Origin of the sequence: Flavobacterium plurextorum (genome assembly GCF_024638035.1) — a bacterium.
GTDB classification, from domain to species: Bacteria; Bacteroidota; Bacteroidia; order Flavobacteriales; family Flavobacteriaceae; genus Flavobacterium; species Flavobacterium plurextorum.
Window position 1 is genome coordinate 525,203 of record NZ_CP100442.1, and the last position, 14,157, is coordinate 539,359.

Genomic DNA, 14,157 nt, shown 5'->3' on the forward strand with positions numbered 1-14,157 from the left:
TATGTTTGACGTTTTAATTGTCGGTGGAGGAGTCTCAGGGATTTCCTGTGCCCTTGTTTTGGGTTCTGCCAAAAACAAAGCTTTTGTTACCGATAAAAAAATTGGAATCTTTACACATCAAAAGAATTCTTCTTTACAAGAGGCCATTTTTTATAATGCTTATGGTATTTCTCCTGGAAAATTAGGTTCTGAATTACTTACGGAAAGCACGCAGGATTTAGCAGCTTCTTATCCGCATATTACTCAAATCACAAACGAAAAAGTAATTAAAATAGAAGGAACTTATCCTGAGTTTACTGTAGTTACAAACAAAAATTCCTATCAAACAAAAAATATTGTTGTTGGAATTGGTTCTGCAAATACTTTTGATATCGAAGGTTTGATGCAGTATATTGAACCTCATAAAAAAGCACTTCCCGAAAAACAACGTATTCAGCTTAAAAACGACGATCATAAAGTTGCTGACGGCATTTATGTAATTGGAACTTTGGCAGGCTGGAGAAGCCAATTAGCTATTGCTGCCGGAAGCGGTGCTGCTGTTGCGACAGATATTCTTACTTTATGGAATAACGGTGTACAGACTCACGCACACGATAGTATTCGATAAAATCTTATAAAATTTTAAACCATATAAGTGATATAAGTACATATATGCGTTACGCATAGATTAAACGAACTTATATCACTTATATGGTTTATTTATTTTAATCCGTTGCTGTTATTTTACTGAAACAATTTCTTTTACTTTGATATGTTTCTCAGTATCAGTTTTCCAGATTTCTCCTTTTAACGAGACCTCATCACCTTCTTTTAATTTTTTGTAATTTTCTGGCCCGCCAACATTTACAATACTGATTGTGGCAAAATAAACTTCGTTTTTAGCAGTATTGATTTTGGCTGTATATCCGTCTTTTCCAAATTCAATGGACTGAACTTTTCCTGAAATTGTATTCTTATCTTTCATACTTGCACAAGAAATTGCAAAAGTCATTAGAAGTAAAAGGAAACTTATCTTTTTTAGATTTTTCATATTTTGTGATTTAACCGCAATCTCTAGAACTAAGAATTACGAAAAGAAAGCAAAGTCTTGTTTTGAAGATTTACGCTAATTGTGTACAGCTTCCAGCGATTACTTTTAGGTTTTCACTAAACTGTTTCCAAACCCTGATATATCTAAAAACGCCACCAATTGGATTGCCGTCAAATTCTCCTTTTAATGAAACTGTAACGACTACAACAGCTGAATCGTCGATTAAATTAATAATTTGATCAGAAGCCTCGATCATATCAATTTTCATTTTACCCGAACGATAAGAATCGAGATCAAACTGTTTTGTAATTGTATTACCATCAGGCAAATTGAACAACAAATCGTCATGAAGCATTCTTTCTAATACTAAAACATCCGCATTTTTAACAGCAGTCAGAAGTTCGATTTCGGCATTTACAACAGTTACTACTTCCATATTAAAAAGGTTTATGGTTACTTTTTCGGGTTTAAGATTGTTTTTATCATGGCGTCATCTTTCAAAATAACATCATAATAATACATTTCTCCATACAATTGTCTGGCAAATTCTGCAGTGATATATCTGTTTACCAAAGCTTTTGTTTTATCTAGCTTTAAATCTAAACCGGTCAACGAAATGTATTTTTTAAACTTCTTAAAGTAGTCGTCAGAATTTTTCATTTGTGCCAAAAACTCATTAAAATGAGCTCCTTTAAAGGCATCTCGATTTTTATCTAATTCTTCAAAAACAAAATGCCCTACTATTCCAGTCTGAAGCAAATAAGCAACATTCTCATTTCCATGTTCAGCTTCCATTGGCACAAAAACATCCGGGACAATTCCGCCGCCGCCGTACACGATTTTACCTTTTGGCGTTTTAAATTTTAAAGAATCTGCTACTTTTATACTGTCTTTTGCATACAATTCGCCTGTTGTAACACGCGACTCTGATTCTTTAAAATACGCTTCATTTCCTTTTTTATACGGTTTTTGAATTGATCTTCCGGTTGGCGTATAATATCTTGCCACGGTAAGACGAACTGCCGATCCGTCGTTGAAATCCATTTCACGCTGTACCAAACCTTTTCCAAAAGAACGACGCCCAACGATAGTTCCGCGATCATTATCCTGAATTGCTCCTGCTAGAATTTCGCTTGCCGAAGCACTGTTTTCATTGATTAACACGTATACTTTTCCAGCTTCAAAACTTCCTGCTTTCGTAGCATACGTTTTTTCTGTTGTTCCGTTTTTATTTTTAGTAAAAACAATCAATTGCTTGTCTTTTAAGAATTCATCTGCAATTGCAATCGCTTCTTCCATATAACCGCCTCCGTTATCACGAAGATCGATTACGAGCGACTGAATTCCTTTTTCTTTTAATCGCGTTAAACCCGTTTTAAACTCATTAAAAGTAGTTTCGGCAAAACGATTTATTTTGATGTAACCTACATTATTCCCAATCAACAAAGAAGCATCGACACTTTTAATTGGAATAATATCTCTTTTGATTTTAAATTTCAGCTTCTTTTGCTCAGATTTTCTAAAAACAGTCAATTCAATTTCTGAACCTTTAGCTCCTTTTAGTTTAGAGAATAAACTGTCCGAAGGTAGTTTTCGTCCGTATAACTTAGTTTTTCCTGCAAATAGAATTCGGTCGCCGGATTTTAATCCTGCTTTTGCAGAAGGTCCGTTTTCGACAGGTTTTATAATGGCAACAGAATCTTTATACATATAAAAATTGATGCCGATTCCAACAAAATCGCCTTTCATACTTTCGGCTACTTCCGCCTGTTCGCTTGGCGGAATATAAACGGAATGCGGGTCTAATTTTGAGAGTATATTATCGACGGTAAGATTAACAATTGAATCGGTGTTGATGCTGTCAACATATTCATTATTGATAAAATCGATAAGTTTGTTGAGTTTAGTTTTGGAGTAATTTTTAGCCAAAAACTGGTCATCTGCAGAAGTGTGCATTAAACTTCCGAGTACTGTTCCTAGAGCAAAGGCAGCTCCAATAACAATGGGCAGATATTTGGGATTAAATTTCATTATTCTTCTAAAACAGGAATATGTTCTACTTCGACACCCGCTTTTATTAAAAATTGAATTCCAGAGTCATCACGATATCCATTATGATATACAACTCTTTTTATGCCAGATTGATGTATTAATTTACTGCATTCTTTACAAGGCGAAAGCGTGATATACAAAGTTGCACCTTCACATGATTGTGTTGATCGCGCTACTTTTAAGATCGCATTTGCTTCGGCATGTAAAACATCCCAGCGTGTTAATCCATCTTCGTCTTCACAGCAATTTTCAAATCCTGAAGGCGTTCCATTATAACCGTCAGAAATAATCATTCTGTCTTTTACAATGATAGCGCCAACTTGTTTACGCTTGCAATAAGAGAGTAAACTCCATTCTTTAGCGATTCGCAAATAGGCTTTATCGTATTTATTCCGTTTTTTTACTTCCATTTATTTTATCTGTTCCAAATTGGGCTTTCGATAATCATCGGAATTACTACTCCAATAATAAAAGCCGACATCACAAGTGCCCAGTCGCGTTTTGAAAAACGAAACACAGTCTGTACAATATATGAGATTACCAAAACTACAAAAACCACTACTAACTGCGCTGCTTCAATACCTAAAGCAAATTCTCCTAAAGGTAATAATTTTGAACTTGGCGAACCTCCTAAAATAGTTTTAAAATAATTCGAAAATCCAAGTCCGTGTATAATTCCAAAAAACAGCGTTACAAAAAATATTAAATTTATGCCGTCATTTTTAGTTGCTTTTCCTGCGGTAAAAAGATGGTATAAAGCAGTAATCAAAATCGTTATTGGAATTAAAAACTCCACAAGATTGACTTTTACTGTAATTATTCCAAAAACAGAAAGTACTAACGCCACGGTATGACCGATTGTAAATAAAGAAACTAAAAGCAAAATGCGTTTCCAGTCTTTAAAAGTATACGGAACTGTTAATGCTATTAAAAAAAGAACGTGATCGTAAGCGTTGATATCTAAAACATGCTTTAAACCTATTTGAAAGTAAATCCAAAATTCTGACATAAGAACTAATAATATTTTAATGATTAGGGGTTGTAAACTTACGATTTATTTTGAAAATTCAATAAATACCGTTCTTAAAACAATGAATAAAAATAAGTTAAATTTATGAGGAATTTAAAATTGTTAAATTAAAATAAGATTTATCTTTGCGAAATAAAACCCTTTTTAATTATGCCATTTTCAGAATTATTTGATAACGAATTCAAACAAAGAAACAGAGGTCATTTCTCTGCAATTGTGCGTGTAGCATTTGCTGACGGTAAAGTAAGTCCTGAGGAGAAAGACTTTTTGGACAAATTAGCTTCAAGATTAGAAATCTCGGAAGAAGAATACGGTGAAATCTTAATTGATCCTTGGAAACATCCAATAAACCCGCCTTATTTATATGCACAACGTTTAGAGCGTTTGTTTGATTTGGCGAGAATGGTTCATGTTGATCATCATTTAGGAGATCAACAAGAAGTTATGTTAACTCGTATGGGATTAGCTTTAGGATTTACTCCTGGAAACGTAAATTACATTATTTCAAAAGCATTGTCTTTGATCGACAAAAAAGTAGATTTAGATACTTTCGTTTTTGAAATGGAAAATATGAATAAATAATATTTAAGTATTCAGATTTTAATGTTCCGTTTATATGCGGACTTAAAATTGAAACTTAAATAAAACTCAAAAATAAACCCGACTGATTTTTAAATCTAGTCGGGTTTATTATTTATGTTCAAAACAGTTCTTTAAATTATTTTGACTGTAAAACTCTTATCTGCTCAAAACGATTGCCTGCTTGTAAAGTAACATAAAGTACTCTTTCGGCATTTGTTTTATTTGGATTAAACGTAATTATTATGTTTGTTCCGTCTTTTCTTTCCACTTGAAATTCTGAATTTATCACCTTGAAGTTTTCAGAAAGCATATCTTCTTTTTTCACATCAATACGATCACTGTTTAAACCTATACCGCTCAACCACCATGCTTTGGATTGTGTTGTAATGGTAATTGAATTTGAGGCAGAACTGAAATTAACTTCATTTTGAGACAGTTTAATTGTATCTGTTGTTCGTCCAGCAATCTGATCTTCGGTATTTTCATCATTACTGCAAGAAGTAAAAACAAATGAAAACAATCCAAATAGCGCAATCAATACTTTTTTCTTCATAATAATCTTAATTAAGGTTTTTGGTTTTCTTAGTTGGTTAAAAATAAATTAATCAATATTTTCTCATAAGATTAATTTATTATAAGATGTTAAAAATGAGAATGGTTGCGTCTAAATTTAAATAACCTAACAGTTTTTTTTAAATCTGTTAGGTTATATGTGACTGAATACTAAAAACGGATTACTGAGTACTTACTCAGCTGCCATAAATTCCTCTGCTTTTTCTACCATTTTATAGCTTCCGCAGAAAAACGGAACTCTTTGATGAAGTTCTGTTGGCTGGATTTCCATAATTCTTCCAAAACCATCAGTTGCTTTTCCTCCGGCTTGTTCTGCAATAAACGCCATTGGATTACATTCATACAATAAACGTAATTTTCCTTTTGGTGCTTTTGAACTTGTTGGATAAATATAAATCCCGCCTTTAATCATATTTCGATGAAAATCTGAAACTAAACTTCCTATATATCTTGACGTATAAGGTCTGTCTTCTTCTTCACGCTGACAATATTTGATGTAATTTTTTACACCTTGCGGAAAATGAACATAATTCCCTTCGTTTACCGAATAGATATTTCCGCTTTCTGGAAATTTCATATTTGGATGCGAAAGGTAAAATGTACCAATTGCCGGGTTTAATGTAAATCCGTTTACACCATGTCCTGTTGTATACACTAACATAGTCGAAGTTCCATAAATTACATATCCTGCTGCAACTTGATTGATTCCCGGTTGTAAAAAATCCTCGCTTGTTACCGGAGTTCCTATTGGAGTAACTCTTCTAAAAACAGAAAAGATAGTTCCTAAAGAAACATTTACATCAATGTTCGATGATCCGTCAAGCGGATCCATCAAGATCACGTACTTATTATTATGACTGTTGTCGCTCCCCTGAACAGTTATAAAATCGTCGTTTTCTTCTGAAGCAATACCACAGACAATCTCACGGTTTATTAACGTCTGGATAAATACTTCGTTTGCATAGACATCTAATTTTTGCTGGTCTTCTCCTTGAATATTTTGTTCGCCTGCAGCGCCAATAATATCCACTAAACCTGCTTTGTTTACTTTATAGTTTACGACTTTCGCCGCCAAACGTATAGAGTTGATAATTCGGGAAAGCTCTCCCGACGAATACTGAAATGCTTTTTGGTTCTCAATAATAAACTCTCCCAGTGTTTTATTGCGTTCTTCCATTGCTATATCGTTATAGTTTTTAATTTTAAGTCACAAATATCGCTTATTTTGTGAGAATGATTTAAAAATTATTTTGTTAGTTTACTACTATTGTATATTTGCTAATTAATAGCTGAAAGCTGCATATAAAAAAACGCTTTTTTAGCTAATAAACGGTTAATAATAAGAATATATGAAATTGATCTTAACAAAGACACAATATCATATAGAAGCAGTAAAAGAATAAAATTCGGATAGTTATGAATATTAGAAAAGGCAATCCTGAAGACATGAAATTTGTCTTGGGATTAATACAAGAACTGGCAATATTCGAAAAAGAACCAGACGCAGTTATTATAACTGAAGAGGATTTAATACGTGACGGATTTGGAGAAAAACCGCTTTTTCATGTATTTGTAGCTGAGATTACAAATGATTTAAATGAAAAGGAAATTGTTGGAATTGCATTGTACTATTACCGTTATTCGACTTGGAAGGGAAAAACAATCCATTTAGAAGATTTAATTGTAAAAGAAAAAATGCGAGGCACTGGTCTTGGTTCTGCATTGTATGCCGAAATAATGAGACAGGGAAAAAGAGACAATGTTCGAAGAGTTGAATGGAATGTTCTCGATTGGAATACTCCAGCTGTAAAATTTTACGAGAATTCGGGCGCAAAAATTCTCGACGGCTGGCAGGTTGTTCAAATGGATGAAAAAGGAATTAACACGTTCTTAGAGAAATTATAAAATAATGTTTGCCACAAATCAGCACGAATTAAATTAATTGATAATTGGTGATAAACTTACACAAGATTGTAAAATCATTTTAATCCTATAATCTGTGGCAAAAGAATATAAAAAAATACCAGATTTCGTAATCTGAAATCTAAAATTAAAAATCTAAAATTAAAAATGAGAGTATTTAAATTTGGTGGTGCATCGGTAAAAGATGCAGAAGGAATAAAAAACGTATACGACGTTTTACAAAAAGTGGGTTATGAAGATGTGATTTTAGTCGTTTCGGCAATGGGAAAAACCACAAATGCTCTTGAGGTTGTTATCAAGAACTATTTTGATAAATCGGCAGAGCTTAATTCATCTGTACAAGAAATAAAAAAATACCACAACCAAATCTTATTGGATTTGTTTGAAGATGAAAAACATGAAGTTTTTGCAGCTGTGAATGCGCAATTCTCAGAATTAGAATATTTCTTAGCACATAATAAATCTCCAAATTATAATTTTGTTTACGATCAAATTGTAAGTTTTGGAGAATTAATCTCGACTACTATTTTAAGTCATTTTATGAATTTCATGGGCATTCAAACGCAATGGCTTGATGTTCGTAATTTTATTAAAACAAATGCAAACTACAGAGATGCTGAAGTAGATTGGGAAGCAACGCAGCAGCTTATCAGTAAAAATGTACCTAGAAAAATCTTAAACATAACACAAGGATTTTTAGGTGCCGATGAAAATAATTTCACTACTACTCTAGGTCGTGAGGGTTCTGATTATACTGCAGGAATTTTTGCTTATTGCTTAAACGCCGAAAGTGTAACGATCTGGAAAGATGTACCAGGAGTTATGAATGCTGACCCGCGTTATTTTGAAAATGCAAGTTTGCTGAACCAAATTTCATATCGCGAGGCAATCGAATTGGCTTTTTACGGCGCAACTGTAATTCACCCAAAAACATTACAGCCGTTACAGAAAAAAGAAATTCCGTTGTACGTAAAATCATTTATCAATCCTTTATTAAAAGGAACTTGTGTTTCTAAAGGTGTTGATCTTGAACCACAATATCCTTGTTTTATCGTAAAAAGAGAACAGCTTTTAATTTCTCTTTCTTCGATTGATTTCTCTTTCATTATGGAAGAAAATATCAGTGAGATTTTTGGGTTATTCCATGAATTTAAAATCAAAGTAAACTTAATTCAGAACTCTGCTATTAGTTTCTCTGTTTGTGTGGAAGATAAATTTGGAAATTTCAGTGATTTGAACGCTATTCTTTCGAAAAAATTCAAAGTAGATTACAGCGAAAACGTGACTCTATATACGATCCGTCACTTTACAGAAGATGCTGCGCAGACTGTTGAAACAAACAAAGAAGTTTTACTAAAACAAGTCAGCCGCGAAACCATGCAGATTGTAACTAAAGAACTTAATTAGTACTTTGTAAAAGGTAATTATTTCAATTCAAATATATTTTAGAAAGGCTTCACTTAATTGTGAAGCCTTTTTTTATTTCTATAAGATTTTTCTTTATTTAATATATTTGATTAGATTTACCACTACTCTCCCTCAAAAAGGCACTTACAAGCTTCTAAATCACCAACGACAAGAAACCTTCTGAGAAAACCAAAGACAAATGACGAAATGATTCATACATCATATTAAACAAATACAATCATGGTAGAAATTTTTAGAGGCTCTTATATCGAAGCAATGAATATTAAAAATTTATTGGAGAATAATGCTATTTTCGTTTCCACGGCTAACGAATATATGTCAAGTATTCAGCCGTGGTCTGTCTCTGCTGGAGGTAATGCTCCCGCAATTCTAAACATTCGAGAAGAAGATTTAGAAAATGCTTCGAAAATAATACAGGATTATAATAATGGAGAATATAATTTGGAGGTATAAAAAATACACTACATGGCATGTCAAGTAAATGCTACCTCGCTCTATTATTCTCTGTCTGCTCAATTTCAGTTTTCTTATAAGTTGTTTTTTTGGAGTTCCCGAAACTATAGGTCGCAATTAGTTTAAAATAATTTGTGGTGTACGTTCTATGATAATAAATTTGAGTTTTCCCTACTTCGTAATCACCGGAAACCATAAACTTATGAAAGATATCATTTGCTGTAAAATTTAGTTTTAGCGCCTCTTTAAAAAAGTTTCTTTCGATACCCAGCGTAACGGTTGAGCGCGGGTTTTCACTTCGCAATCCGTAACTTTTGTCTCCCAAATACCAAGCTAATAATTGAATTTTGAAAAGATCAGGAATCGTAAAAGTATTATTTGAATACAAATAAATTTGAGGTTTAACCGGGCCTAAAGCATATTCATAGAAATTATCGACTGATTTGCTTAAATTCATGCTCACAGTATTAGTAGAACTCCACCATTTCACATTGAAAGATCTCGAAAGTGACGTAAAAAAAGTATGCTCTTTTTCAATGTTTAAGGATCTTAAAATATAACTATTTGGAGTATCACCTTGCAAAGCGGCTCCTGAAATTGGGTCAATTTTATACGTATATCCTATTTTAAAATCAAATTTTTTGTACATCGCTCCTATTTCAAAAGCATGTACCTTTTCAGGAAGCAAATTTGGATTTCCTTCTATTGTCGTAAATGGATCTTGGTAAATAACATAAGGATTTAAAGCTTGATATCTTGGTCTCGTAATTCTTGAAACATATGAAAAATGCCCTTTCCAATCTTCTGATAAATTAAAATTTAAAAGTAAGTTTGGAAAAAAGTTCTGATAATTTTTACCAAATTCCTGAACTCCGTTTGCATTTGTATACAAATCATAACTTGTTCTTTCAACTCTTGTTCCAATAGAAAAATTAACTTTTTCGCCCAGCATACTTCCAAAATTAAAATAAGCAGCTGTAATTTTTTCATTGTATGTAAAATCACTCGAAAGAGTATCATCCAATTCAAAATCATTCGAATCAGCAATAAAAAAATCAGTTCCAGATTTTATAGCGGCATAACTAAATTTGACTCCAAGTTCAAGTTTGGTTTTATCACTGATTTTTTTCGAATAATCAGCTTGTGCCATTGCAATATTAATGGTGTTTCCAACATCATTTTTTAAAAATCTTTTTCCATCAGTTTCATCAACTACACTATTTTCTTCAATAAAATCTCTTACCGTTCCGTTGTAATTCGAATATTGCGTTCCTATAAACAAAGACGAACCTTTTGAGTCTGTTATCAGATTATAATTCAAATTAATAAACTGATTCAACAAAACATCATTTTTGGCAATATCTGTAGCATAAAAACTATTACCCAAATTATTCGTGATTGAATTCCTGCTTTTTACGGCTCCGCCTAAGTCTTCGATATTACCGCTGTAAGCTAACGATATATAGCTATTTGTCGAAAAAGTATACTGAATCCCAGCTCCGAAATTTGAGTAATTATTAAATTGTCTCTGCCAATCGGTTGTTAAAACAGACTTCATATAAATGTCGGGATTTGGACGCGTTCTAGTCGTAAACAGCAATTCCCGACCTTTGCCTAATTGCAGTCCGTAATTGGTTATAAAAGAAAATTTGCCTTTGGTATAATTAAAATCTACAAGTGTATTGGTGCTTGTTCCTGCAAATTTAGAAACGGTAACATGCTGGCTTGCCGTTCCCATTATACCATTTTCGATGTTCTGCTTTGTAATAATATTGATAACGGCTTTCCCTTCGGCATCGTACTTTGATGATGGATTTGAAATCACTTCAATTTTTGCAATCTGTGAAACTGGAATCGTAGCAAAACGTTCATAATTTATCAAAATTCCGTTGAGATAAATAATGGCTTCACCTTTACCGAGAACGCTTATTTGTCCTTCGGCAACCACAATATTTGGAACTCGGCCTAACAATTCATTTACAGAGCTGCTTGTTGCGAGAACTGTTCCTGTTACATTAACATCGATTGTTCCGTTTGCGCCGTATTTAAGTAATGACGGCTGACTTTTTACTACTACTTCGTTTAACTGATTGTTGCTTTCTAAAACTATAATCGAGCTCAAATCAATATTTACGGCATTTGAATAGTTTATGTTCAAATGTTTATCTGCAAATTCTGCCGAAGTCAATTTTAAAATCACTTCTTTTTGATTGATATCCGATAATTGAAAAACGCCATCTAAAAAATCCTGCTGTTTTAAAATTAAAGAATCGCGAACAGACAAAACAACGGCAGTTCCCATCATCAATTCGTTATTTCGATTGACGACTTTTCCGGAAATTTTTTGAATAGACTGTGCTTTTAAAAAAACACTATTAAAAAGAAAACAATATAGGTAAACGAAAACCAGAATTAAGAACCTCATAAAATTTAACGATTAAGATTTGACTTTTTGCAGAGACAAAAGTCAGCTCTAAACCGCGAAACGAGGTAATCGAATGAGAAATCAGGAGTACGAATTTATAAATCAACACTTCTGTTAAGTCTGTAAAGCTTGAATTTGATAATTTAATGGTGTTGTTCCAGTATGTTTTTTAAAGGCTGCGAAGAATGTCGATTTCGAATTAAATCCAACATCATAACCAACAGATTCTAAAGTCAGTTTATCATTTGATGCAATAATTCTACAAGCATTATCTATTCTGAATTCATTTATATAACTGGTAAAATTCTTTCCCAAATTATTATTTAAAAATTGGGACAATTGATGGCTTGATATATTTATTTCTTCGGATACATCTTTTAAACTCAAATTAGGGTTTTTATACAGTCCTTTCTCGTTCATGCTTTTTTCGAGCTTCTGAAATAAATTCATCGCTTCTTCATCATTCATTTTTTTATCTTTTTGAATGTTGAACACAAACAAATCGTCTACTTTTTTTCTATACAAAAGAATGAGAACAATCAAATATAAAATGAAGGTAAAGGCAAATGCTCCAGTAATACAGGAAACGAAAGAAACGCCGATAAATCCTAAATAGTAACTTATAAATATCAAAGTATTTCCTAAAAGCACCATGCCAAACCATTTTTCTGACGGGGTCGAATTACTGTAATTCTGAAATAGTCTTTGAATCATCGTTCTATTTTCAAAACCCGAAACTGCGAGATACAAAAACCATTGAAAGAAAATAAAGGTAACTAAATAATCATTCCATAAAACGGGATAATTTTGATAAGGAAACAGAAAACCAATTATGAGAATGCCCAAAATCCAAATTCCCAAATGCCATTTCCATTTTATTGGAACTGTATTATTTCCTTGAATTGCTGATTTAAGTGAATAATATAAAAATGGTCCAATTAGCAAACATGCCGAAAGTCCGATTTGAAGATAGGTTTTAGCAAGATTATTATTGAAATACACAAAAACCGTAACGGTAATACGAGTGCTTAAGGCCAATAATGCAGCTCCTAGAAATAGATTGGTAAGGTGTTTTTTCTTAGTGAAAAATAAAAAATACAGACTTAGAATAAACCCGTTGAAAGCGCCCAACGCTCCAAAAAAGAATAATATTTCTTTGCCTATACTCATATTCTAAGGGTGTAAAGCTTGAAGTTGATAATTTAAAGGTGTTGTTCCAGTATGCTTTTTAAAGGCAGAAAAAAACGTCGATTTCGAGTTAAAACCTACATCATAACCTACAGATTCTAAAGTTAATTTATCATTTGACTTTATTATTTTACAAGCTTCATTCACTCTGAATTCATTTACATAACTTGTAAAATTCTTTCCCAGATTATTATTCAAAAACTGAGATAATTGATGTGGTGTTATATTTAATTCCTTTGATAAATCCTGCAAAGACAAATTTGCATTTTTATACAAACTTTGCTCAATCATTTTATTCTGAAGTTTGTCAAATAAAAGGGCTGCTTCTGGTTCCTCAATTTTCTTTCCTGAAGATTTTTGTTCATACAATAAGAATAAATCATCTGTTCTTTTTCGATACAGAAGAATAGAAATTATCAAGTACAAAATAAAAGAAAAAACAACTGCTCCGCCAATATAAACCGCTGCTCTTGCTCCCATAATTGCTAAAAAATAAAAGAGAAACAATAAAAAATTCGCAAGAAAAAGCATTCCAAACCATATTTCGGCTGGAGTTGTTTTTTCTTTTCTCCTGATAATTTTCTTTAAAATGTTTCTAATTGTAAAAGCAGAACAAAGAATATAAACAAACCATTGAAAATAAATAATTCTGATAAAGTAAATACCCCAAAGTTCTGGATACATTTCATATGGATATAGGATTCCAACAGTTGCAATTAAAATTCCCCAGAACAGAAGTGTCAATTTCCAGGATTTGGGCAAAATAGTAACTTCATCAACTGCAGATTTCAGAAAATAATACAAACACGGACCAATAAAAAAACAAGCAGTAAGTCCAAACTGCAAATACAATTTTGGCAGTTCTGGATGAAAATAAACAAATACTGACTTTGCTATTCTTACGCTTAATGCAAACAAAAGCATTCCCAAGAAGTAATTTGTCAAATATTTTTTCTTAGTAAAAAAGAAAAAATAAAGGCTCAAAATAATTCCGTTGAAAGCTCCCAATGCACTAAAAAAAAATAAAAGCTCTTTACCAGTATCCATTATTCAAATTTGTTTATCCTGACAAAGCTAAAAAAAAATGATTTCGGTTTCCTTCTTTTTTAATTTTAATAGGAATGCGATTATTCAGATAGTTGAAAATATTTAACTATTTTTATAAATCTGAAAGGAAAAAACAAACAAGATCAAATATTCCAAAATCATGGAAAACGAAAACGAGCCTTCTGAAGAAACCAAAGAAAGATGGATCACAGATCCTGACAATTGGATTTGGGGAATTTTTTATTACAATCCGAAAGACAAAAGAATCTTTCCTCCAAAGAAAATTAAAGAGTTTGGCTGGACGACAAATTTTGCAAATCCAAATTCTGTTTTTGTATTGTTAGTCATAATGGCTGTTCTTATTACCTTAGGACAATACCTCAATTAATCTGTAACAAACTGCAATATTCAAGGCAATAATTCCCG

16 protein-coding genes are annotated in these 14,157 nt (G+C 32.4%); 6 read left to right on the plus strand and 10 right to left on the minus strand.

All coding sequences use genetic code 11. The annotated features are described in order from the left end of the window. Position 1: 1 nt before the first annotated feature. Entirely contained in the window at positions 2-607 is a 606-nt protein-coding gene (locus tag NLG42_RS02520) for an FAD-dependent oxidoreductase (RefSeq protein ID WP_257682910.1), read from the plus strand. Between the two features lie 111 nt (positions 608-718). Here NLG42_RS02520 and NLG42_RS02525 read toward each other — a convergent pair whose 3' ends face one another. The 5 genes from NLG42_RS02525 to NLG42_RS02545 all read right to left on the minus strand — a co-directional run bounded on the left by NLG42_RS02525 (position 719) and on the right by NLG42_RS02545 (position 4,091). After that, entirely contained in the window at positions 719-1,030 is a 312-nt protein-coding gene (locus tag NLG42_RS02525; protein ID WP_257682911.1) for a hypothetical protein, read from the minus strand. A gap of 70 nt (positions 1,031-1,100) precedes the next feature. Then, positions 1,101-1,466, minus strand: coding sequence for a nuclear transport factor 2 family protein (locus NLG42_RS02530; protein WP_257682912.1), 366 nt, complete (start codon positions 1,464-1,466; stop codon positions 1,101-1,103). A gap of 17 nt (positions 1,467-1,483) precedes the next feature. Beyond that, positions 1,484-3,061, minus strand: coding sequence for a S41 family peptidase (locus tag NLG42_RS02535; protein WP_257682913.1), 1,578 nt, complete (start codon positions 3,059-3,061; stop codon positions 1,484-1,486). Beyond that, positions 3,061-3,492: a deoxycytidylate deaminase gene (locus NLG42_RS02540; protein ID WP_089058456.1), complete on the minus strand. Its 432-nt coding sequence runs from the start codon at positions 3,490-3,492 to the stop codon at positions 3,061-3,063. Before NLG42_RS02540 ends, NLG42_RS02535 begins: the two co-directional genes overlap by 1 nt. A 5-nt stretch (positions 3,493-3,497) precedes the next feature. Continuing rightward, the gene (locus tag NLG42_RS02545; protein WP_089058455.1) at positions 3,498-4,091 is read right to left on the minus strand and encodes a HupE/UreJ family protein; all 594 of its coding nucleotides are present in this window, start codon (positions 4,089-4,091) and stop codon (positions 3,498-3,500) included. Positions 4,092-4,262: 171 nt separating this feature from the next. On the opposite strand from NLG42_RS02545, the gene NLG42_RS02550 reads away from it, so the two are divergent. Further along, positions 4,263-4,694, plus strand: a complete 432-nt coding sequence (locus NLG42_RS02550; RefSeq protein WP_089058454.1) for a tellurite resistance TerB family protein — start codon at positions 4,263-4,265, stop codon at positions 4,692-4,694. Between the two features lie 136 nt (positions 4,695-4,830). Here NLG42_RS02550 and NLG42_RS02555 read toward each other — a convergent pair whose 3' ends face one another. Both NLG42_RS02555 and fbp read right to left on the minus strand, forming a co-directional pair. After that, positions 4,831-5,247 (minus strand): hypothetical protein, encoded by a 417-nt coding sequence (locus tag NLG42_RS02555; protein WP_099718071.1) that lies wholly within the window; start codon positions 5,245-5,247, stop codon positions 4,831-4,833. A gap of 192 nt (positions 5,248-5,439) precedes the next feature. Further along, positions 5,440-6,444, minus strand: a complete 1,005-nt coding sequence (gene fbp / locus NLG42_RS02560) for a class 1 fructose-bisphosphatase (RefSeq protein ID WP_089058452.1) — start codon at positions 6,442-6,444, stop codon at positions 5,440-5,442. 239 nt (positions 6,445-6,683) lie between these two features. On the opposite strand from fbp, the gene NLG42_RS02565 reads away from it, so the two are divergent. From NLG42_RS02565 to NLG42_RS02575, 3 genes are all read left to right on the plus strand, one after another. Then, on the plus strand, positions 6,684-7,172 hold the full coding sequence (locus NLG42_RS02565; protein ID WP_257682914.1) for a GNAT family N-acetyltransferase: 489 nt from the start codon (positions 6,684-6,686) through the stop codon (positions 7,170-7,172). Between the two features lie 165 nt (positions 7,173-7,337). After that, positions 7,338-8,597 (plus strand): aspartate kinase, encoded by a 1,260-nt coding sequence (locus NLG42_RS02570; protein WP_089058450.1) that lies wholly within the window; start codon positions 7,338-7,340, stop codon positions 8,595-8,597. A 240-nt stretch (positions 8,598-8,837) separates the two neighbouring features. Next, complete coding sequence (locus NLG42_RS02575) at positions 8,838-9,071, plus strand: putative signal transducing protein (protein ID WP_089058447.1); 234 nt, start codon at positions 8,838-8,840, stop codon at positions 9,069-9,071. 31 nt (positions 9,072-9,102) lie between these two features. Here the strand turns inward: NLG42_RS02575 and NLG42_RS02580 are convergent, their stop codons facing one another. The 3 genes from NLG42_RS02580 to NLG42_RS02590 form a co-directional block, all read right to left on the minus strand. Then, a complete protein-coding gene (locus NLG42_RS02580) occupies positions 9,103-11,376 on the minus strand; it encodes a TonB-dependent receptor domain-containing protein (protein WP_257682915.1) in 2,274 nt (757 codons plus the stop codon). Positions 11,377-11,610: 234 nt separating this feature from the next. After that, complete coding sequence (locus NLG42_RS02585; protein WP_257682916.1) at positions 11,611-12,666, minus strand: helix-turn-helix domain-containing protein; 1,056 nt, start codon at positions 12,664-12,666, stop codon at positions 11,611-11,613. 3 nt (positions 12,667-12,669) lie between these two features. After that, entirely contained in the window at positions 12,670-13,731 is a 1,062-nt protein-coding gene (locus NLG42_RS02590; protein WP_257682917.1) for a helix-turn-helix domain-containing protein, read from the minus strand. Between the two features lie 160 nt (positions 13,732-13,891). Here NLG42_RS02590 and NLG42_RS02595 point away from each other — a divergent pair, with 160 nt between their 5' ends. Continuing rightward, complete coding sequence (locus tag NLG42_RS02595) at positions 13,892-14,119, plus strand: DUF5808 domain-containing protein (RefSeq protein WP_257682918.1); 228 nt, start codon at positions 13,892-13,894, stop codon at positions 14,117-14,119. The last annotated feature ends 38 nt before the right edge of the window (positions 14,120-14,157 follow it).